Origin of the sequence: Tranquillimonas rosea, from assembly GCF_900111315.1 — a bacterium.
Lineage (GTDB): Bacteria > Pseudomonadota > Alphaproteobacteria > Rhodobacterales > Rhodobacteraceae > Tranquillimonas > Tranquillimonas rosea.
Map to the genome: position 1 here is coordinate 1 of NZ_FOGU01000021.1, position 19,918 is coordinate 19,918.

At 66.5% G+C, this 19,918-nt stretch carries 18 protein-coding genes; 3 read left to right on the forward strand and 15 right to left on the reverse strand.

All coding sequences use genetic code 11. The features are described 5' to 3' along the window. From BMZ25_RS19905 to BMZ25_RS19930, 6 genes are all read right to left on the reverse strand, one after another. Positions 1–287: dihydroxy-acid dehydratase domain-containing protein (locus BMZ25_RS19905; RefSeq protein WP_177190549.1), on the reverse strand; the 287-nt coding region annotated here is incomplete at its 3' end. Next, entirely contained in the window at positions 284–1,090 is an 807-nt protein-coding gene (locus tag BMZ25_RS19910) for an HpcH/HpaI aldolase family protein (protein WP_092696395.1), read from the reverse strand. The genes BMZ25_RS19910 and BMZ25_RS19905, both read right to left, overlap by 4 nt. Further along, positions 1,087–2,589 carry a tripartite tricarboxylate transporter permease gene (locus tag BMZ25_RS19915; RefSeq protein WP_092696396.1) on the reverse strand — a complete coding sequence of 501 codons (1,503 nt, stop codon included), beginning with the start codon at positions 2,587–2,589 and terminating at the stop codon, positions 1,087–1,089. The genes BMZ25_RS19910 and BMZ25_RS19915 overlap by 4 nt, the downstream gene beginning before the upstream one ends. Positions 2,590–2,605: 16 nt before the next feature. After that, positions 2,606–3,103, reverse strand: coding sequence for a tripartite tricarboxylate transporter TctB family protein (locus BMZ25_RS19920; RefSeq protein WP_092696397.1), 498 nt, complete (start codon positions 3,101–3,103; stop codon positions 2,606–2,608). A 61-nt stretch (positions 3,104–3,164) separates the two neighbouring features. Further along, positions 3,165–4,109 carry a tripartite tricarboxylate transporter substrate binding protein gene (locus BMZ25_RS19925; RefSeq protein ID WP_177190550.1) on the reverse strand — a complete coding sequence of 315 codons (945 nt, stop codon included), beginning with the start codon at positions 4,107–4,109 and terminating at the stop codon, positions 3,165–3,167. Between the two features lie 45 nt (positions 4,110–4,154). Continuing rightward, entirely contained in the window at positions 4,155–5,390 is a 1,236-nt protein-coding gene (locus BMZ25_RS19930) for a mandelate racemase/muconate lactonizing enzyme family protein (protein WP_177190551.1), read from the reverse strand. A 155-nt stretch (positions 5,391–5,545) separates the two neighbouring features. On the opposite strand from BMZ25_RS19930, the gene BMZ25_RS19935 reads away from it, so the two are divergent. Beyond that, positions 5,546–6,235, forward strand: coding sequence for a FadR/GntR family transcriptional regulator (locus tag BMZ25_RS19935; RefSeq protein WP_092696400.1), 690 nt, complete (start codon positions 5,546–5,548; stop codon positions 6,233–6,235). 22 nt (positions 6,236–6,257) lie between these two features. Here the strand turns inward: BMZ25_RS19935 and BMZ25_RS19940 are convergent, their stop codons facing one another. The 8 genes from BMZ25_RS19940 to BMZ25_RS19975 form a co-directional block, all read right to left on the reverse strand. Then, positions 6,258–7,355, reverse strand: a complete 1,098-nt coding sequence (locus BMZ25_RS19940; protein ID WP_092696401.1) for an HPP family protein — start codon at positions 7,353–7,355, stop codon at positions 6,258–6,260. Positions 7,356–7,687: 332 nt separating this feature from the next. Further along, complete coding sequence (locus tag BMZ25_RS19945; RefSeq protein WP_235859953.1) at positions 7,688–8,746, reverse strand: alpha/beta hydrolase family protein; 1,059 nt, start codon at positions 8,744–8,746, stop codon at positions 7,688–7,690. Positions 8,747–9,200: 454 nt separating this feature from the next. Next, the gene (locus BMZ25_RS19950) at positions 9,201–9,614 is read right to left on the reverse strand and encodes a universal stress protein (RefSeq protein ID WP_092696402.1); all 414 of its coding nucleotides are present in this window, start codon (positions 9,612–9,614) and stop codon (positions 9,201–9,203) included. Between the two features lie 168 nt (positions 9,615–9,782). Then, positions 9,783–10,832, reverse strand: coding sequence for a glycosyltransferase family 4 protein (locus BMZ25_RS19955; protein WP_092696403.1), 1,050 nt, complete (start codon positions 10,830–10,832; stop codon positions 9,783–9,785). Beyond that, positions 10,829–12,361, reverse strand: a complete 1,533-nt coding sequence (locus tag BMZ25_RS19960) for an ABC transporter permease (protein WP_092696404.1) — start codon at positions 12,359–12,361, stop codon at positions 10,829–10,831. The genes BMZ25_RS19955 and BMZ25_RS19960 overlap by 4 nt, the downstream gene beginning before the upstream one ends. Then, the gene (locus tag BMZ25_RS19965) at positions 12,361–13,125 is read right to left on the reverse strand and encodes an ABC transporter ATP-binding protein (protein ID WP_092696405.1); all 765 of its coding nucleotides are present in this window, start codon (positions 13,123–13,125) and stop codon (positions 12,361–12,363) included. The genes BMZ25_RS19960 and BMZ25_RS19965 overlap by 1 nt, the downstream gene beginning before the upstream one ends. Continuing rightward, complete coding sequence (locus BMZ25_RS19970; protein ID WP_092696406.1) at positions 13,118–14,116, reverse strand: ABC transporter substrate-binding protein; 999 nt, start codon at positions 14,114–14,116, stop codon at positions 13,118–13,120. The genes BMZ25_RS19965 and BMZ25_RS19970 overlap by 8 nt, the downstream gene beginning before the upstream one ends. Positions 14,117–14,603: 487 nt before the next feature. After that, entirely contained in the window at positions 14,604–15,200 is a 597-nt protein-coding gene (locus tag BMZ25_RS19975) for a TetR/AcrR family transcriptional regulator (protein WP_092696407.1), read from the reverse strand. Positions 15,201–15,305: 105 nt separating this feature from the next. On the opposite strand from BMZ25_RS19975, the gene BMZ25_RS19980 reads away from it, so the two are divergent. Together BMZ25_RS19980 and BMZ25_RS19985 are read left to right on the forward strand one after the other, a co-directional pair. Then, positions 15,306–16,460 (forward strand): efflux RND transporter periplasmic adaptor subunit, encoded by a 1,155-nt coding sequence (locus tag BMZ25_RS19980; RefSeq protein ID WP_235859954.1) that lies wholly within the window; start codon positions 15,306–15,308, stop codon positions 16,458–16,460. Positions 16,461–16,469: 9 nt separating this feature from the next. After that, complete coding sequence (locus BMZ25_RS19985; protein ID WP_092696408.1) at positions 16,470–19,583, forward strand: multidrug efflux RND transporter permease subunit; 3,114 nt, start codon at positions 16,470–16,472, stop codon at positions 19,581–19,583. A 114-nt stretch (positions 19,584–19,697) separates the two neighbouring features. On the opposite strand, the gene BMZ25_RS19990 is transcribed toward BMZ25_RS19985, so the two are convergent. Then, on the reverse strand, positions 19,698–19,918 hold a 221-nt coding region (locus BMZ25_RS19990), incomplete at its 5' end, for an integrase core domain-containing protein (protein WP_235859955.1).

Sequence of the window (19,918 nt, forward strand, 5' to 3'; positions counted from 1 at the left end):
GGCTTGGTGAAGCTCTCGTCCACGCTCAGCGCCGGCATCTCGACCGCGAAGCCGCCCGCCTGCGCCACGCCCCGCTTCACGTCCCCCGCCCGCTCGCGGAAATGGCTGTGGCAGGAATTGATCTCGGACCACGTGTTGAGCACGCCGATCAGAGGCTTACCCATGAAGTCATCCTCGGAATACCCAAGCTGCATCATCCGCGACCGGTGCCCGAAACTCCGAAGATCGTCCGGACCAAACCACCGCGAACTCCGCAGGTCCGATGATGTCTTGCGGTGGTCGGTCATGCCTTGTCTCCTTTCGCCGGACCGTCGCCGGTCGGGTTCTGATCGTCCTCGCGCGCGGTGCGCAGCATCTGTCCCATCGACCGGACCAGCAGCCAGGCGTCGCCGGCGATCGCCACGAACTCGATCCCGGCCGCATGATAGCGCCGTGTCGCGTCCTCCCCGTAGCCCAGGATGCCCACCGCCTTTCCGGCCGCGTGGACGGCATCTGTCGCGCGCCGGATCTCGGCCTGCACGTCTGGGTCGGCAACGTTGCCCACCTGCCCCATCGACGAGGCGAGGTCCCCCGGCCCGATGAAGATCGCGTCCACGCCCTCGACCGCGGCGATGGCGGGGATGTTGGCGATGGCCTCGGGCGTCTCGACCTGCACGATCACGCAGAGATCGCGCGCATAGGTCTGCAGGTAATCCGTCTGCCGCCCGTAATTGTTGGCGCGGATCGTTCCCGAATGGCCCCGCACGCCATGGGGCGGATAGCGGGTCCACGACACCGCCTCGGCCGCCATGTCGGCGTTCTGGATCATCGGGAACATCAGCGAACGCACCCCGATGTCCAGCAACCTCTTTGTCACCACCTGTTCCGAGAATGGCGGCCGCACGACCGGCTCCGCACCGCCCCCGCGCGCGGCGCGAAGCTGATCGGGCATCATCGACAGGTCGTTGGGCGCATGCTCCATGTCCAGAAGCACCCAGTCCGCGCCGCTATGGGCGGCGATCTCGGTCACGGTCGGCGAACAGAGCGACAGCCAGAATCCCGGCAGGCGTCTGCGTGCGGCCAGTCCGGCCTTGAACGGATTGTCGGTCATGCGGTGTTTTCCTTGTCGCGACGGCGGTCGCGGCGTTGCTGGAGGAGGACGAAGCCCAGGAACAGGACGGCGAGCCCGAGCAGGGTGGCGCTGATGGGGCGAAGCAGGAACTGGGTCCAGTCGCCGTCGAACACGACCATGCCGCGCCGCAGGTTGGATTCGGTGAGACTGCCGAGGATGAGGCCCAGGATCACAGGCGCCGTCCCGAAACCGTAACGGTTGAGGAAGAAGCCCAGGAGACCGAAGGCGAACATCAGCCACAGCTCGAAGATCGAGCCATTCACGCCGTAGACCCCGATCACGCAGAACATCAGGATCAGCGGCATCAGCATCCGCGGCGGCACGCGCAGGATCCGGACGAAGAGGCGAATCCCGAGGAGTTGCATCAGCAGCATCGCGAGGTTCGCCAGGATGAAGGCCAGGAAGATCCCGTAGACGATCTCGGCCTGCTGATCGAAGAGCGCCGGACCGGGCCGCACCCCCTGGATCGTCAGGCCACCCATCAGAACGGCGGTCGCGACCTCGCCGGGGACGCCGAGCGTCAGCATCGGGATCAGCGCGCCGCCGGCGGTGGCGTTGTTCGAGCTTTCCGACGCGATCAGCCCCTCGGGGTGGCCGGTGCCGAACTTCTCGGGCGTCTTGGACATGCGCCGGGCCTGATCGTAGGACATGAAGGACGAGATCGAGCCCCCTGCCCCCGGAATGGCTCCGACGATCACGCCGATCACCGTGGACGAGGCGATCACGCGCCAGGCCCGCGCCAGCAGCCCCCAGGGCGGACGGGCGCTGGTGAAGTTCTGGGGCGCCTTGTCGGCGGAGTCCGCGCCGGTCCGGTCCACCACGTCCTTCAGAACCTGGGACACGGCGAACAGACCGATCAGCGCCGGCAACAGGTCGATCCCGCTGATCAGCGCGGGCTGTCCGCCGGTGAAGCGCATCGCGCCGGTGATCGGATCCGCTCCGACCGTGGCGAGCGCCAGTCCGAGCAGCCCGGCGACGAGTCCCCGAAGCATGGATCCCGACGACACCGACGCGATGATGACGAGCCCGAAGACCCCGAGCGCAAAGAACTCGGCGGGCCCGAACTTCAGCGCGAAGGCGGCGATGGGCGGCGCCAGCAGGATCAGCAGGACCGCGCCGATCACGCCGCCGATGAAGGAGGCGGAGATCGACACGCCGAGCGCCTTGCCGGCCTCGCCCTTTCGCGCCATCGGAAACCCGTCGAGAGTGGTGCAGACCGAAGAGGGCGTGCCGGGGATATTCAGCAGGATCGCGGGGATCGCGCCGCCCGCGATGGCGCCGCAGAACGCCCCCAGCAGCATGCCGATCCCCATGATCGGCCCCATGCCGAATGTCAGCGGGATCAGCAGCGCGATGGCCATCGCCGCGGTGAGGCCGGGCAGCGACCCCATCACGAGGCCGAGGAAGGTGCCGCCCAGGATCGCGACGAGCACCTTGATGTCGGCGATCAGGCCGAACGCATCGATGAGAACGGACATGGTGTCTCCGTTGCGATCAGGGAAAGATCAGGCCGAAGCCATAGGTGAAGACGACGTAGGACAGACCCGTCCCCGCCACGGCGAGAACGGCGGCCGAAAGCAGCAGCCTGCCCCAAGCGGCCCCGCTGTCCGGCCGGTCGAGAAACCAGGTGCAGGACAGAACGGCCAGGAACAGGAACGCCACCGTCGACGCCAGGAACCCCAACGGCTCCAGCAGCGCGATATAGCCCGCCAGCAGCACGCCCGTCGCCAGAACGCCGAACGTCTCGGCCAGGCCGACACGCTCTGTGCTGCCCTCCTCGGCGCGCGGTTCTTCGCGTGACGCGCGCAGATCCTGCCACAGCACGGCGAGCAGCGCGACGATGGCGATGATCATCACGGCCGCGGGGAAATCGCCGGGCCCGATCTGACCCGGTCCGAACGCGGCCGGCAGCGACCGGGCCTGTACAAGGCCCCAGACGGCCCCCGCTAGCAATACGAGGTCGAACACGACCCGTCCGGATAGGACTTTCATCGGAGCTCCACTCGTCTGGTCGGGTGGTCCCCGCCGGCGATGCGGCGAGGACCGGGGAGGATCACTGCTGGGCGACGGATTCCGTCAGCGGCAGGAACAGGTCCGACCCGTCCTGCACGAATTGCTGCAGCTCATCGCCGTAGAGCGGCGCGAGCTCGACGCCGAGATTGTCGACCGCCTGCTGGAAGGATTCGTCCTGAACGGCTTCCTTCAGCGCGGCTTCCCAGGCGTCGATGACCGCCTGATCGACACCCGCCGGCGCCGCGATGCCGCGCCATTGGTCTGCGGTCACGTCCACGCCCCCATCACTGAACAGCGGCACGTCGGGCAGCAGCGAGGACTCGCCGGTCGAGGCAACCGGCGTCAGCCCGCCCTCGCCTTCGATGGCCGAGACCACGTCGGACGGCGACAGCACGACGCCGTCGATATGTCCGCCGAGCGCCGCGGCCGTCGCCTCGGAGCCACCGCCATAGGGCACGAATTGCACCTGCACGCCGAGCGCGTCGGCGATGGCGAGCGTCATGATGTGCGACGACGATCCGACGCCGGCGAAGCCAAGCGTCACCGGTTCTTCTTCGGCGTAGTCGACGAAGGACTCGAGATCGCTCCAGTTCTCGGACTCGCCCAAGGTCAGCACGTATGGCTCGGTCACGAGCCGGGCGATGTAGTCGAAATCGTCCAGCTCGAAGTTGACGTTGCCCATGCCGACCAGCGTGTAGAACGCGTTGTTCGGGATGGTGACGGTGTAGCCGTCGGGCTCGTTCGTGAGGGTCTGGGTCAGGCCCACGGCGCCACCGCCACCCGCGATGTTCCGGACGGCGACGTCGGTGCCGAACGCCTCCTCCAGCGGTCCCTCGAGCGCGCGCACGAAGTTGTCGGTGCCACCGCCGGCGCCGTAGGGCACGATGATGGTGACCGTGTCGTTCGGAAAGTCCTCCTGCGCGGCGAGCGGTCCGGCCGCGAGGCCGAGCGCAACCGCGGCGATGGCCGTTGTTGTCTTGAACATGATGCGTTCTCTCCTCCTAGTATGCATCGGAATATCGGGACCCGCTCAGTCGCAGGTTCGACCGCTCGCGCGCCGGGTCAGGTCCGGGCGCGACAGGACGGTCTGGTTCAGGCCGGCGCCAAGCCCCGGCCCGGTCGTCGGATGGATGTACCCGTCGGCCACCTTCGGCACGTCGGTCATCACGTCGCGGTAGAAGCCGTCGAGGTGCGAACGCACCGTCTCGGCCATCAGGGCATTCGGCATCGCCGCCATCAGCTGCAGGTTGGCAAGCAACGTCACCGGCCCCGTGCAGTCATGCGGCGCGATCGTGCGGTCATGGGCCAGCGCCAGGTGGGCGATGCGTTGCCCCTCGGTCAGTCCGCCGGTCCAGGCCATGTCGAAATTGGCGACGTCGATGGCGCCGCGCCCGAACATGTCGCGGTACCAGGGCAGCGTGCCGAGGTTCTCGGACCCCGCCAGCCGCGTGCGGGACACCTCGGCGTAGCGCTGCAGGTCGTCGGGATTGTCGAGCTTGATCGGATCCTCCTGCCAGAAGATGCCGTACTCCTCTGTCGCGCGGGCGATCTCCAGCGCCGCCGGCAAGTGCCAGAGCCCGTGATACTCGATCAGGATGTCCATCCGGTCGCCCGCCTCGCGCCGGATCTCCTCCAGCACCCACAGGGCGTCCTTCATCTGGCGCGCGCTGATCGTCTGGCCGCGGCTTTCGCGGGCATGCACGTCGAACGGCCAGACCTTCATGGCCGTGATGCCCTCGTCCAGCAACTCGCGCGCCAGCCGGGCCGGGTCGTAGACCTGCATCAGCAGGTCCTCGTTGCGCGAGATGTCGGCCGGCGCCGCCTGATCGCGGGAGAAGATCTGGCTGTCGTAGCCCGTGCGGACCTGGTTGTTGTAGTTCGAGTTGGCGCAGGTGTTGTAGAGCCGCAGACGCTCATGGACGGCGCCGCCGAGCAGCGTCGTGATCGACTGCCCCAGCGCCTGCCCCCAAAGATCCCACAGCGCGATGTCGATAGCGGAATTGCCGCGGATCTCGATCGACCGCGTGGGAAAGCCCTGGAACCTGTTGCCGACCTCGTGCCGGAGCGCGTGGGACAGCGCCGTCCGCTGCATCGGATCCTGCCCGATCACGGTCGGTGCGCAGGTCTCGTGCACGTAGGCCACCACAGCCTCGGGGTTGCGAAACGTCTCGCCCAGACCGACGAGACCCTCGTCGGTGTGCAGACGGACCCAGACCAGATTGCTGAATTCCTCGATCTGAATGGTCTCGAGCCCGATGACGCGCATGCATCCCTCCCCAACTGCTGAATGCAACACAGCAGAATCGGTCATTGCAGTCAATATTAGTTATCTCATGTTCGCGCCGTGGTGTCCGACACCTTGCCAATAAGGCCCGACCTGGCGCAGTATGTATTACTAAAGTTAACTGCGCGGCCGGGACCATGCTTCAAGACCTGACATCCCATGCTCATTCGATCCTGTCGGGCATGCTCGACGCGCCCGAATGGGCGTCGGGCGGCAAGTTGCCCCCCGAGACCGAGCTTGCCCGGCAGGTCGGCGTCTCTCGTCCCGTCCTGCGCAAGGCGATCGCGCTGCTTCGCGAGGAAGGCCGCATCGTGTCGCGCCGCGGCTCTGGCAACTTCGTGCAGCCCCGCGTGGTCGTCGGCACCCCCTCGGTCGAGTTTCGGGCGCTGTCGATCCGGACGGTCCACGACATGAAGAACTGCATGCGGTTCCGTCAGATCGTCGAGATGGCCGCCGCCGAGGACGCCGCCAGGATCGGCGACAGCGCGGCGATCGACGACATCGCGCGCGCCAACGCCGCCCTCGCGGCCTACGAGGGCACGAGCGTGTTCGATGCCGATTTCAACTTTCATCTCGCGATCGCCCGCGCCTCGAAGAACTCCTATTACGAGGTCGCGCTCGAGACGCTGCGCAGCCAGATCGCCCTGGGGCTGGAATTCGGGCGCAAGCTTCGGGGCGTGCCCATGAACGAGGTGTCGCAACGGGTCGTGGACGAGCACGAGGACATCATCGCCGCGCTGCGCTCGGGCGACCTGCGGCGCGTCCATGTCGCCACCGAACGCCACCTCGCGCAGGGCATCCAGCGCCTGTTCGGCGAAGAGGCCTGACGGCGCGGCGCTCCGGCCTCCGCTATGCCGCCGGGCGCTCCTCCGCGCCGCTCAGCAACAACCGGATGATGTCGGACCGCGTCAGAATGCCCACGAGCCGCCCGCCCCTCTCGACGGGGATCACCTCGCTTCCCTGCACCGCCAGGCGGTTGAGAAGCGCGCCCACCGCGAGGTCGTGCTGCACCGCGCGATCGGAGGTGCGCATGACGTCCGAAACGGTCTGCCCACGCGCTTTCGTCCGTGCGCCGACACCGCCCCGCGGCGCCATCGGGGTGAGTAGATCGGCCTGAAGCACGATGCCGCGCAATGTCATGTCGCCATCGACGACGGGCAGGCTCTTGATCGCGTGGTTGCGGAACAGCCGCGCCGCCTCGGCCAGCGTGGTGTCGGGCTGCGCGGTGATCAGGCCGGTGGTCATGATGTCCGCGCAGGTCGTGCCGTCGAAGCGATGCTGCGCCGCCTCGGCCTCGGCCGCCGCCAGCAGCCGACCGAGATCCGCGACGCCCATATTGGTGGACTGGTTGAAGCGCTCCAGAAGATTGCCCAGCTGATCGTTCGACAGGCCCAGCCGCGGGGCGGCGTCCTCGGCAGGCTCGTCCCTGGGCTGACGGAAGGGATAGACCCGGCCGGTGGCGCGATTGTAGGCGATCGCGGCGATAACCAGCGTCACCGTGGTCACCCCGACGGGCATCAGCGCGAAAAGCGTCCCGGCCTCCATCGCCGGATCGGGGTCGAGCGCGGTCAAAAGGGCCACCGCACCTCCGGGCGGATGCAGCGCCCTGACCAGCATCATCGCGGCGATCGCGCCACCGACCGCCACGCCGACGGTCCACGGCGACGGCACGAGGGTCACGGCCACCAGCGCGACAAGCGCCGAGACCATGTTCCCCACGACCGCCGACCACGGCTGCGCCAGTGGAGAGTTCGGGACGCAGAACACCAGCACCGCCGTCGCGCCGAGGGGCGCGACGAGGAAAAGCGACGGACCGCCAAGGGCAGAGCCCAGATTGACCACCACGGCGCAGAGGCTGATCCCGATCAGGGCCCCGATGCCGGCGCGCAGCTGCTCGGCGCCCTGAAATGGCGGAAGTGCGGGATAGAGATGATGCCAGGCGCGCATGCGTTGTCCTCCGGCCGGAACGCCACGGGTTCAAATCTTGTGCGATATTTTCGCCTTGTGCCCGATCCGTGAGCGGAAGTGAAATCGGTTCGTGCCCGACAGAGCGAACAAAGGAAGATGTTTCCCGGTCCGGGCGATCACCGGAACGGCCGTCTCAACGAGCGGGTCGGTGAGAAGTGCGACGATCTGGCCCCGCCAGTCGCCAGCTCATCAGCCGACCCGGTGTCGGCGCGGCATGATACCATGCGACGCTTTCGGACGTCCGCTCCGAGCCACTCCACGGCGTTTGCGCTGGTCTTGGCGGTCAGGTTTTGTCCAGAGATCGACCGAAATCAGTCGCCGGGACCAAGTGCGCTGCGGAAAGCGGCGACAGTCATGTCGATAAGTTGAGTATGGATTTCAGTCCGGGAGGCCCCGCCGCCATCGGTACAGAGCGGGTCCTCGATACCCGCCTCAACAGCCATTTTTGCCGCGCCCGGCTTGCATTCCGGGAACATCGAGGCGTGGCTGGCATCTTCGATCACTTGGTAGGTCGAGCGGGGAATGGCATCCGCGACCCCCGATGCCTGAATGGTTTTCGGAACCTCAGATGCTCTGCCGAGGTTCACGATATGAACCGGGATTGATACTTCGGAGAATGTCTCGGGTGCAAAGATGTCGGCGGGCGCCGGGTCGATCGCCATGACGAACCGGACGCGTGGATCCGAGTTGTCCCGACCGGCGGCCGTCTTGTCCATTGCGTGAAGATCGACCCCGCTCAGGCGCACCCAATCGCAGAGGGACGCGTTGAGCTCATCCGTGTCGCAATAGCGCGCCAAGAGCTCGGGATCGAGCCTGGCGCCGGCCATGGACAGCGCGGTATTGCCCCCCATCGACAGGCCGAGAACCCCGATCTGACTGCTGGCAATATGACGGCGGAAAGTCCGATCAGCCTCGATCGCATCGAGCGCTGCCGAGAGATCCGGCGGCCGCAGCCAGAGCTTCATTGTCTCGGCAGCCGAGCGGTCTCGTCCGGTATTGCCGGGATGCGTGGGGACGACCACGATGAAGCCGTTTTCCGCCAGTGGCGTCGCGATCCAGCTCATCGCACCGGCGTGGCCGGCCAAACCCGCTCCATGGGAGAGCAGGACAAGAGGGAACTCCCCGTCGCTGATCGGCGCGCCCTGTCTGGCCGGCGTGCCTTCGAAGAAGATGCTGTCGCCCAAGGTTACACTCTCGCCGCCCGCAGACGCAGGATACCAGATCGTCACCGCCAGATCGGCCCCCCTCTCGTCTGATGCGACCGAGATGTCCCGAACGCCCGCGATGTATTCGGCGGCACTCCCCTGACATCCTGATGCCATGGCAATTGCCAAGGCGACGCCGGCAGATAGTCGCGGTCCTTTCATCATCGGGCTCCTATTGGCTGGCGGGCTTATTGCCGTGACTGTTGGCATTGCAGCGCAACATGTTCGCCAATGCTAGGACCGTTTTGATCGCGGAGCCGCTCTTTTCGCTTCTCGCCGTATGGTCTGCCCCCTGAAAACTGCTCATCCCTGAAGTAGGCCATAAAGCCAGATGGAGGATGAAGGAATGGGATAGAATAGGCACAAGCCGGAGGAGATCGTCGCGAAGCTTCGGCAGGTCGACGTGCTGGTATCGCAGGGCCGATCTGTGGCTGAGGCCGTGCGGTCGGTCGGGGGCGAGGCATAAGCACGCCACCGGTTCGGGTGCCATGCCGAACCAATTCACCTATTACCGCTGACGCAAGGAGTTCCGCGGGTTGTTCGTGTCCGGGAGGCACCGCACCGGATGCGTTCGCAATCCGGTGCCTGTCTTTCGACGTGCCGTTTCGAGGAAGCCATTTCAATTGCGCACGACATAGACCGAGCATGGCGAGTATGACGCGACATGACTGGCCGTCGTGCCGAGAAGATAGTCTTTTACCCTTGGATTGGCCGATCCTATTACAATGACGTCAACCTTCCGTTCCTTGGCAACCTTGACGATCTCACGATGAGTGGAGCCTTTCCGAACGAGGACCTCCAGATCGATATCGCCGGCCGGGTGCGATTTCAGGAACTTCTGGAGCACGTCCCTCCAGTAGCCTTCCGTATCCTGGATATTCAGGTTGCGCTCGAACTCCGGGGCAACGGTCATGAGGATGAGCTTGGCGTTCCGACGCTGCGCCATGGCTACTGCCTCTTCGTACTCGCCATAGTCGTACTCTGCATGGCGAAGATTGATCGGGCACAGGATCAGCTTTGTCTCGCGGGTCATCAGATTTCCTCTTGCTGGCGATTTCCGACTTGAAGCCTTCCGACCAACGTAGACGCACGTCTCAATGATCCATGAAGCCGCCCTTCGAAACGTCCGCGGCGAAGGTCGCAAGCGCCCTCCACCCTTGCCGATGCTGCGCCGTGAATGAACGGCCGCGATCGGAAGGCGTCAGGGCAAGCCCGGCCCAAGCGATGAGATCGCCCTGGCTGCGATGCGCGCGGTGTCTGTCCACGATGGCAGCATGGCCGCCCTGGAGCGCGCCCGCGCGGCGAGGCGCTCGGCCTCTGACGGGACCTCGAGAAGCGTCCGGAGCGCGTCGGCGAAGGCATCGGGATCGTCCCGCGGGACCAGATGAGCGGCGTCGCCCACCGTGCCGGGAACCGCGCCGGTGTCGCAGCTGACGATCGGCAGGCCGTAGAGCATCGCCTCGGACAGGACCATGCCATAGCCTTCGTAGCGGGTGGCCAGTGCGAAAATCGTGGCGGCATTGAACCTGGCGGCGAGAGCGTTGTCGTCGAGTTCTCCGGAAAAACGCACGCGGCCGACGAGGTCACGCGCGGCGACCTGATGCCGGAGGTCTTCGGCGGTGCTGCGCTCGTGGGCCTTGCCAACAATCTCCGCTTGCCAGGGGATGTCCGTGAGCCGGGAGAGGGCCTCGATCAGGACGTCGTGGCCCTTTCGCGGCGCGAGTAGCCCGACGGAGAGGATAAGGGGCGGCTCGGCGGGCCGGGGGTCGAGCACGGGGCGGTCGAACCCCGGTGGCGCCACGGTGATACGCGCGGGATCGGCTCCGAATTCGTCGGCCAGCAGACGCGCCGTCTCGGCGCTCGGCACCAGGATATGGGCGAAATGGCGTAGCGCCGCGGCCTCGTTGCGCTTGAGGAACGCGGCGCGTTCGGGCGGAAGCCCGGCCTCAAGCCCCAGCGGATGGTGGACCATGGCGATGAGGGGCGCGGAGATGCGGGCAAGGCCCCGCGGGTCGATCGTGCCGGAGACGAAGCCGTCGAGGATGACGGGCGTGTCGGCGGGAACGGCGGCCAGGGCGGCGAAGGTCGCCTCCATCTCGGCATCGGTCGGATCGGGAAACCCGGCGGGCAGTTCGAGATGCGCGGTCGGGACTCCGATCTGGTTCAGCGTACGAAGCAATCTGGCCTCGTAGATGAAGCCGCCGGTCCGTCGGTGCATGTCGCCCGGAATGGCAAAGACGGCGCGACTCATGCCAGTTGCTCCGGCGCATAGCGGGCGAGGACGGCGCGTTCGACCAGTGCGACGGCGGCAAAGAAGGCCGCGGCCACCAGCCCGAGTGCGGCGACGCAGGACCAGAGCATGTTGTAATCCGACGTGCTGGCCGTCATCGCCATCAGCACGCCGATCCCCCGGCCGGTGGCGAGCCATTCCGCGGTGGTGACGGCGAGGAGCGCGGCGGGCACCGCCATGCGCGCCGAGGCGAAGAAGGCCGGCAGCATCGCCGGGATGCGAACGGAGCGCAGCAGGTGCCAGCGGCTCGCGCTGTAGAGGCCGAAGAGATCGACGATCTGTCCCGGCGCCTGGCGCAGACCCTGCAGGCAGGCGACGAGGGTGGGAAAGAAGATCATGACCGCTACGATGACCATCGTGCCTGTGAAGCCGCGCCCAAACGCGAGCACAAGAAGCGGTGCGGTCGCGATGATCGGCACCGCGCGCAGCGCGACGGCGATCGGCATCGTGGCGCGTTCGAGCGGCGGCGACAGCACGAGGAGCGCCGCGAGCCCGGCGCCCATCACAAGGCCCGCCACGTAGCCCGGAATCGTGAAGGCGATGGTCTCGCCCAGAGCGGCGAGGAGCGTCTGACGATTTGCGGGCGTGGCGAGAAACGTCAGCACGTCGCCTGGGCGCTTGGCGAAGAAGCGGTTGAGGTCGAACGCGTCCATCGCGACCTGCCAGAGCGCCACCACGAGGAGCGCGATGCCGGCCGCCTCTATTAGCCGGGCCGCGAAGCTCCGCGATGCACGCGGCCGGGAAGCCGAAAGTAGGATGACGGGCACATAGCCGAGCGCGCGCCCGCCAAGCCAGCCGATCGCGCCATAGGCCGCCATGGCGGTACCGGCGGACAGGACGGCGAGCGCCCAGGTGGCCTCTGTCTCGAGTCCGCGCATGGCGCGCAGCGTCAGGACGCCGAGGCCGCGTTCGGCGCCGGTGAACTCGCCGATCATCGCGCCGAGGAACGCCGCGGGCGCGGCGATCTGCAGCCCGATCACCAGATAGGGCAGGCTCGCACGCGCGCGGATACGGAGGAGCGTCGACCAGCGCCCGCGCCCGTAGATCGCCATGAGATCCGTCCAGCTTTGGGAGACGGCGCGCAGGCCCACGAGAAGCGCAAGGAAGGTCGTGTAGTAGACCGCGAGCGCAGCCAGCGTGACCTGCGGTCCGTTTCCGGGCCCAAAGAGCACGCGCAGGATCGGGCCGGTGGCGATCAGTGGCAGCGAGAAGAGCAGAAGCGCCAGAGCCGACACCACACGTTCGAGGCGCGGTACGACGACCACGAGCGCGGCGAGCGCGGCGGCGGCCAGGTTTCCCCAGAGAAAGCCCAGCACCGCGTTCCGCGCCGTCTCGGCCGTGGCGCGCGCGAGCAGGCCGGCATTGTCCATCAGATGCCCGAGGATCGCGATCGGGCCGGCGACGAGGACGCTGTCGTGCAGGGCGCGGTCGAGCGCCTCCCACGCGATCAGCGCGACGGCGAGCCAAAGGACGGAGCGCGACGCGACCATCAGTCCTTGAGCTCCAGCGTGGAGAAGACGTCTTGCGCGAGGGCGCGCACCGCCTGCGTGTCGTGGCCCCTTTGATCGGGGGCAAGGTCGATGGCGATGTCGGCGACGATGCGCGCGGGTCGGTCCGAAAGGACGAGGACGCGGTCCGACAGGACCACGGCCTCCTCTACCGAGTGAGTGACGAGGACGGCGGTCGTGCCGCGGTCGCGCCAGAGCGGCGGAAGTTCGGCGTTGAGCCGGCTGCGGGTCATGGCGTCGACGGCGCCGAACGGCTCGTCGAGCAAAAGGATCTCGGGCGCCGAGACGAGACTGCGGGCGATGGCCGCGCGCTGGCGCATGCCGCCCGAAAGCTCTGCCGGCCGATGCCCCGCGAAGCCGCCGAGGCCGACGAGCTCGATCAGGGTGTCGACGGCGTCGGCGGGCTTGCGGGCGAGTTCCGCGCCGAGCGCAACATTCGCGCGGACATCGCGCCAGGGCAACAGCGAGGGGTCCTGGAACGCCATGGCAAGCCCCCCGCGGCGTGCCACTGCCTTCGGCGGGTCGCTGCCCAGCAGGATCGTGCCGCTATCGGGCGCCTCGAGCCCGGCAATCATCCGCAGGATCGTGGACTTGCCGCAGCCCGACGGCCCGACCAGCGCCGTGGTCCGGCCAGCTGCAAGGGTGACGGTGATGGACGCGACGGCCGCAACCTTGCCGAAGCTCTTGGTCACGGCCTCGCAGCGGATCGCGGCACCACCCGTGTCGAGCGCCACCGGCCTAGCCATGCACCTCTTCGAGAAGCGAGCGGTCCCACAGGTCGGGACTCACGTCGCGGCCAAGAAGCGCCAGCGTCTCGATATTGGCGGCGACGGTTTCGTCGGTCCACCAGCCGAAGCCGTTCGCCTCGGTCAGCTCGGAGGTCATGAGCGGCACCTGACGCTCGGCCTGGAGCTGCTGTGCCTCGAGGTTCAGGCCCGCATCCGGGAACATCTCAAGAGTCAGCGCAGCGGCGGCGTCGGTGTCGGCGAAGTAGTCGTTCCACCCTTGGACCTCGCCGCGGAGCAGCGACACGAGCTCGGAACGGCGGTTGGCGATCGCGTCCTCGGTGGCGATATAGGTCTGCGAGTGCAGCGCATAGCCGTGGTCGGCCATGAGCATCGTGGTCGCGTCCACGCCGTTGACCGCCATGGCAACGGGCAAGTCGGTCTCCCAGCAGAGCAGGCAATCGACCTGCCCGCTGACAAGCGGCGCGGGATCGTACTGGGTCGGCACGATCTCGATAGCGTCGATGTCGATGTCGTTGAGCGTACAGAGCGCCTGCAGGACCGGCGTGTTGGCGACGGCCATGCCGATGCGCTTGCCCACCAGATCGCCGGGGACGTTGACCGGGTTTTCGGAAAGCGACGCGATGGCGAACGGGTTCTTCTGCATCGCGACGAGAATGATCTTGAAGGGCGCGCCCTGCGCCACGGCGGCCGCAGTGTAGTCGGCCGCCGAGATACCGGCAAGCGCGGTGCCGGAGACCACGGGAGGCTCCACCGGCGCGTTGGGTCCGCCCTGCGACAGCGAAACGTCGAGGCCGGCTTCCTCCCAATATCCTTTCCTCTGGGCGATGTAGCTGCCGCCGAACTGCACCGAATGCAGCCACGACAGTTGGAACGTCACCGGCTGCAAATTGGCCGCACTGGCCGGCAGGCCGGTCGCCGCGGCGGTCGCGAAGCCTGCGGCGCTCGTTTGCAGAAAGAAGCGACGGTTGAGATGGGCGGGCAAAGTCATAAAGGTCTCCGTGGACAATGTGGGTGCCATTTCTTGGATGGCGGCTCGAACGCTGCACGATGCGTGGAAACGCTGCAACTGCGCCGGTCTTCGACGCCGTGCGCCGAAGCGAACGGTGTCCGTGAGCTTCACGCCTCCCGTGCGAGCGGAACCGGCACAATTCGCATGATAGAAGCGCTGTCCATCGGTTGGCCGATGTCCGATCCTCTCACGCAGAGTTGACCCAGGCGCTTCAAGGCGCGGGCGGCCAATGCGCTGTTCGCCAAGCTATCGGCCCAATGGCGGTAGCCCTTGTTCGTTCTGAAACGGACCTTCGTACCAACGCAGCGCACGGCTGGTTCGTCCCGCGCTGCCGGCGCTCAGGGAAGCCCCGGCGAAGGTCGGGACAGAGCCCACCTCGACCGATCCTGCGGCGAGCATGAATGACGGCCGACCGGCGCGCGGCTCCGACCATCGGGGGAAAGAGCGATCGGCGTTCAGGCTCCACCTACCCAGGGCCGAGCGTCTGCACCACGAAGCGGATATTGCTGTTGGCTTTCTCCACGACCTGCTCGAGGGCGGTCTCGTTATCGACAGTCCAGTCCCGGAAAGAATGCGCGATAGCTTGCGACACGAGGTGAGCGATCAGGTGCGCCACCGGTTCCCGTTCGGTCCCCAAGCGCCGCGACAGGAGGGGCTCCAGTTCACGGGTAAGATTCGCGATCGTCGCACTGAACACCGGCTGGAGATCGGGCGAGTCACCTAGAACCTTGCCGATGTTCCGGATGACGGAGGGGTCGGGCGAGGCCTCGGCAACGACTTGGCGGACCAGGATTTGCAGGTCCGACAGAAGCCCTCCGTCAGATGTCACGAACCAGTCGTAGGCCTGACCGAACCGGTCGACCTTGGGTCCGACGATGGCATCTTGCTTGTTCTGGTAATGATTGAAGAACGTGCGTCGACTGATCCCCGCTCGCTCGGCGATCATGTCGGTCGTTACTGCATGGTATCCGTGTTCTGTCGCAAGTTGCAGGGTGGCTTGCTGGATGGCGCGAGCCGTTCTCAGCCGCTTTCCCGACGCAGCGTGTTCCTTTGCGGGGGGCATCTCGACCTTCCATCACGTTTCGATCAGATTATTGCACAGAGTGCAATTTCATGTAAGTGCGTGGCGACGGCGCGCGACTGTTGCCGAACGGAACAAGGAACAGATATGGCTCTTCGTCACGCCGCCCTTCTCGCCGTCGTTTTCCTTGCGACCTCCGCGAATGCCCAGATGCCACCGCAGTCGGTCGGGGTTTTCGAACTCGAGACCCGGACTGTTCCCCGCACCATCGTCGAACCCGGACGCGCGATTGCGTCGGCCGAGGTCGAAATCCGCCCGCGTGTCGAGGGCACCGTTACCGAGATCGTCTACAGCGCGGGCCAACCGGTCGAGGCGGGCGACGTGCTTTTCCGGATCGATCCCTCGACATACGAGGCCGACCTTCGCGCGGCCGAGGCCGACCTCGCCGCGGCCCGGGCATCGGTGCAGGAGGCCGAGGCGGCGCTGCAGCGTTCGGAGCAATTGCTCGGGACGGGAACGTCGCAGGCGCAGGTCGATACCGCCCGCAGTTCGCTGGAACAGGCGCGGGCGACGTTGCAATCGGCAACCGTGACCCGCGACCTTGCGCGGACGGAGCTGGAACGCACGACGATCACCAGCCCGATCACCGGCGTTGCCGGTTTCGCGACCGTATCGGTGGGCGATCTGGTCTCGGCCAACCAGGCGGATGCGCTCGCGACCGTCACGCAACTGGACCCGATCGATGTCGAGATCTGGGCGCCCTCGGCGCGGGTCCTTTCGCTGATCGAGGACATTTCGAGCGAGCGGGTGGAGATCGCGGAGTCGATCACGGCGACGCTGACGCTTGAGACGGGCCGCACCTTCGACGCAGAGGGCCAGATGGTCGCCACGAGCCAGAGCGTCTCCGAGACGACCGGCTCCCGCGCCACACGCTTCCGCTTCGAGAATCCCCGCCACGTGCTGCTTCCGGGCATGTTCGTCCGTTCGGAAGTCATGCTGGGATCGACGAGGGCGATCATCGTGCCGCAATCCGCCACCGAACGCGCGCCGACCGGAGAGCTGACGGCCTGGGTCGTCGCGGACGGTATGGCCGAGCAACGCAGCCTGCAGGAGATCGGCACGCACGAGCACGGATGGATCGTCACCGACGGCGTCGCGGCCGGAGAACTACTGGCCGTCGACGGGCTGGCGAACCTTGCGCCCGGCGTCGAGGTCCAGACCATTCCGGTGATGCTGGACGAGGACGGCATTGTTCGCGATCTCAAGGGCGCCGATACGCCCGGCGACGCCGAAGCGGAATAACGGCGCATCATGGCACAGTTCTTCATCCACCGCCCCGTCTTCGCATGGGTCATCGCCGTTCTCGTGATGCTCATGGGCGCGATCAGCCTGTGGCGCCTGCCGATCGAGCAGTATCCGCAGATCGCCCCCACGACGATCAATGTCAGCGCCAGTTACGGCGGGGCCAATGCGGAGGTCGTCGCCAACTCGGTCACCTCGGTCATCGAGGATGCGCTGACCGGGATCGAGGGGGTGATCTACATGACCTCGTCCTCCTCTGCGGGAAGCGGCAGCGTCGTCCTGACCTTCGAGGACGGCGTCGATCCGGACATCGCGCAGGTGCAGGTGCAGAACGCGATGCAACGCGTCACGGCGCAGCTGCCGTCGATCGTGCAGCAGGACGGCGTGTCAGTCCGGCGTTCGACCAGCTCGACACTTCTGGTCGCGGCCTTGGTCAATCCCGAGGGTAACAGTACATCGCTGGAACTGGGCGATCTCGTGACGGGCAGGATCGTGGGGCCGGTGCAGCGCCTCGACGGCGTCGGTTCGGCCCGGCTGTTCGGGGCAGGCTATGCTATGCGGATCTGGATGGACCCGCTGCGGATGAACCAGTACGGCGTCACGCCCGCGGATGTGACCGCCGCGATCGCCGATCAGAACTCCAACGTCACCGTCGGTGAACTCGGCAGCGAGCCCATCGCCAAGGGCCAGCAGATCACGGTTGCCCTGTCGGCGCAGTCGCAACTGAGCACCGCCGAGGAATTCGAACGCATCCTGCTCAAGACCAACCGGGACGGATCGACTGTCTTCCTCGGAGACGTCGCCGACATCTCCATCGGACAGGAATCCTACGGCACGGGCGGGCGCTACAACGGGCAACCTGCGGCGGGCTTCTCGGTGTCGCTGGCGCCGGGCGCGAATGCCGTCGCCACCGCAGATCGGGTCCGCGAAACGCTGACCACCTTGGCCGCCGCGCTGCCCGACGGGGTCGAGGTCGTCTATCCCTACGACACCTCGCCCTTCATCGAAGACTCCATCAACCAAGTCTATCACACGCTGCTGGAGGCGGTGGTCCTCGTCTTCCTGGTGATCTTCGTCTTCCTGCAAAGCTGGCGGGCGACGCTGATCCCCGTTGTTGCGGTCCCCGTGGTGCTGCTCGGGACCTTCGGCGTGCTGCTGCTCTTCGGCTACACGATCAACACGCTGACCATGTTCGCGCTGGTGCTCGCCATCGGCCTCTTGGTCGACGACGCCATCGTGGTCGTCGAGAACGTGGAGCGGATCATGGACGGGGAAGGGCTGGATCCGATCGCGGCCACCGAAAAGAGCATGAAGGAGATCACCTCAGCTCTGATCGGCATCGTCCTGGTTCTGTCGGCGGTGTTCCTGCCAATGGCCTTCATGACCGGCTCCACGGGGGCGATCTACCGGCAGTTCTCGATCACGATCATCACCGCCATGGTCCTGTCGCTGGGCGTCGCGGTGGTCCTGACGCCGGCCATGTGTGCCACCCTGCTCAAGCAAAGCAGCCACCGCTCGCGCTTTGCGCCAGCGCGCTGGTTCAACGCCTCCCTCGAACGCACGACGTCCGGCTATGGCCGGTCGGTCGGGGTCCTGATCCGGCGGCCCCTCGCGATGCTGGTCGTACTGGCCGGCATCACCGCGGGCGCGCTTTTCTTCTACGACCGGCTGCCCAGTTCGTTCATTCCGCAGGAGGATCAGGGCGTCCTGCTCGTCATGGTCTCGACCCCTGACGGATCGACGACCCCCAAGACCGAAGCCCGCGTCGCGGAGGTCGAGGACTACATGCTGAACGCGCAGGGCGGAGCGGTCGAGTCGGTCTTTGGCGTGATGGGCTTCAGCTTCAGCGGCTCGGGGCAGTCGTCAGCCATGCTGTTCGTCAAGCTCGCCGACTACGAAGAGCGCGAGGGCATCAGTGCCGCCGACCTTGCCGCACGGGTGAACCAGCACTTCTACCTCAACAACCGCGCGGGCACCGTCTACGCACTGCAACCGCCGGCGATCCAGGGTATGGGGGCGACATCGGGCTTTTCGATGTATCTTGTCGACCGCGGCGGCCAGGGAGCCGAGCGCACGGCCGAGGCTGCGGACGCGGTCGTGGCCGCGGCGCAGCAGGACGGGCGCGTGACCAACCTGCGCGGCAACGACACCCCCGTTCAATCGTCCTTGCGTATCGACATCGACCAGCAGAAAGCGGCCGCCCTCGGCCTGTCCGTGAGCTCCGTCAATTCAATGCTGTCGGTGATCTTCAGCGGGCGCGAGGTCGGCGATTTCCCGATGGCCGATGACCTGCGCCCTGTCATCGTGCAAGGACAGGCCGAGGCTCGTTCGCAACCCGAGGATATCGGACGCTGGTATGCCCGCAACGAGTCCGGCGAAATGGTCTCGCTCGACGCCTTCACCTCGCTCGTCTGGGACGAGCAGCCTCAATCCATCAACCGCTTCGCCGCCACACGGGGAATCGAGCTTACCGGTACCGCGTCCGAGGGCGTGTCCTCTGGCGACGCAATGCTGCTGATGGAGGACTTCGTCTCGGATCTGGACGGCGGCTTCGGCGTCGAATGGACCGGGTTGTCGTACCAGGAACGGCTGTCGGGCAATCAGGCGCCGCTCCTTTACGCACTGTCCGCGCTCGTCGTCTTCCTGGCGCTGGCCGCGCTTTATGAAAGCTGGGCCCTGCCGCTGGCCGTGATGATGACGGTCCCGGTCGGCATCTTCGGGGCGATCGGCGCGGCGCTGTTCTTCGGCCAGCTCAACGACGTGTATTTCAAGGTCGGACTTCTGACGACGATCGGTCTGGCCGCGCGAAACGCGATCCTGATCGTGGAATTTGCCGAAGAGCAGCGCCGCGAGGGCAAGGCCCTGGTCGACGCAGCAATTGCCGCCTGCCGGATGCGCCTGCGTCCGATCCTGATGACGACGCTGGCCTTCATGTTCGGTGTGCTGCCCCTGGCTCTCGCCTCCGGCGCCGGCGCCGCCGCGCAGCAATCCATCGGCATCGGCGTTCTGGGCGGCATGGCAGCCGCAGCCGTCATCGGCATCTTCCTGGTGCCGGTATTCTACGTGGCTGTCCTAGGGAGCGTTTCACGCGTTCGGCAGGCAAGGCAGCCGGTCAAGGTGTAGGTGGCAAGGATAGTGTTGGCCGGAGCGCCGAAGCCATTCCAGCCGAGAAACGGCATGATCGAGCGACTCTTGATGTGAGGTGCTCCCCATTTCTTGGACAGGAACTGGCGGTTTCTAAGCTACTCTCCGGGTCTCCTGGTCGGTTTGCATGATCGTCGTGCCGGTGCGGTAGACCATGTCCGGCGGCCGTCCGTGGAGGGCGGCGTGAGGCCGCCGGTGATTGTAGAAGTCGAACCAGGTCCGCAGCCCCGCGCGCGCCTGCGATCCTGTCTCCCAGGCGTGCAGGTAGACGCATTCGTATTTGAGGCTGCGCCAGAGCCGTTCGATGAAGATAT

Excerpts from the sequence above, each read along its gene's own strand:
- BMZ25_RS19910 (WP_092696395.1), bottom strand. The coding sequence starts at position 1,090 with ATGACCGACAATCCGTTCAAGGCCGGACTGGCCGCACGCAGACGCCTG.
- BMZ25_RS19915 (WP_092696396.1), bottom strand. The coding sequence starts at position 2,589 with ATGTCCGTTCTCATCGATGCGTTCGGCCTGATCGCCGACATCAAGGTG.
- BMZ25_RS19920 (WP_092696397.1), bottom strand. The coding sequence starts at position 3,103 with ATGAAAGTCCTATCCGGACGGGTCGTGTTCGACCTCGTATTGCTAGCG.
- BMZ25_RS19925 (WP_177190550.1), bottom strand. The coding sequence starts at position 4,109 with ATGTTCAAGACAACAACGGCCATCGCCGCGGTTGCGCTCGGCCTCGCG.
- BMZ25_RS19930 (WP_177190551.1), bottom strand. The coding sequence starts at position 5,390 with ATGCGCGTCATCGGGCTCGAGACCATTCAGATCGAGGAATTCAGCAAT.
- BMZ25_RS19935 (WP_092696400.1), top strand. The coding sequence starts at position 5,546 with ATGCTTCAAGACCTGACATCCCATGCTCATTCGATCCTGTCGGGCATG.
- BMZ25_RS19940 (WP_092696401.1), bottom strand. The coding sequence starts at position 7,355 with ATGCGCGCCTGGCATCATCTCTATCCCGCACTTCCGCCATTTCAGGGC.
- BMZ25_RS19945 (WP_235859953.1), bottom strand. The coding sequence starts at position 8,746 with ATGATGAAAGGACCGCGACTATCTGCCGGCGTCGCCTTGGCAATTGCC.
- BMZ25_RS19950 (WP_092696402.1), bottom strand. The coding sequence starts at position 9,614 with ATGACCCGCGAGACAAAGCTGATCCTGTGCCCGATCAATCTTCGCCAT.
- BMZ25_RS19955 (WP_092696403.1), bottom strand. The coding sequence starts at position 10,832 with ATGAGTCGCGCCGTCTTTGCCATTCCGGGCGACATGCACCGACGGACC.
- BMZ25_RS19960 (WP_092696404.1), bottom strand. The coding sequence starts at position 12,361 with ATGGTCGCGTCGCGCTCCGTCCTTTGGCTCGCCGTCGCGCTGATCGCG.
- BMZ25_RS19965 (WP_092696405.1), bottom strand. The coding sequence starts at position 13,125 with ATGGCTAGGCCGGTGGCGCTCGACACGGGTGGTGCCGCGATCCGCTGC.
- BMZ25_RS19970 (WP_092696406.1), bottom strand. The coding sequence starts at position 14,116 with ATGACTTTGCCCGCCCATCTCAACCGTCGCTTCTTTCTGCAAACGAGC.
- BMZ25_RS19975 (WP_092696407.1), bottom strand. The coding sequence starts at position 15,200 with ATGCCCCCCGCAAAGGAACACGCTGCGTCGGGAAAGCGGCTGAGAACG.
- BMZ25_RS19980 (WP_235859954.1), top strand. The coding sequence starts at position 15,306 with ATGGCTCTTCGTCACGCCGCCCTTCTCGCCGTCGTTTTCCTTGCGACC.
- BMZ25_RS19985 (WP_092696408.1), top strand. The coding sequence starts at position 16,470 with ATGGCACAGTTCTTCATCCACCGCCCCGTCTTCGCATGGGTCATCGCC.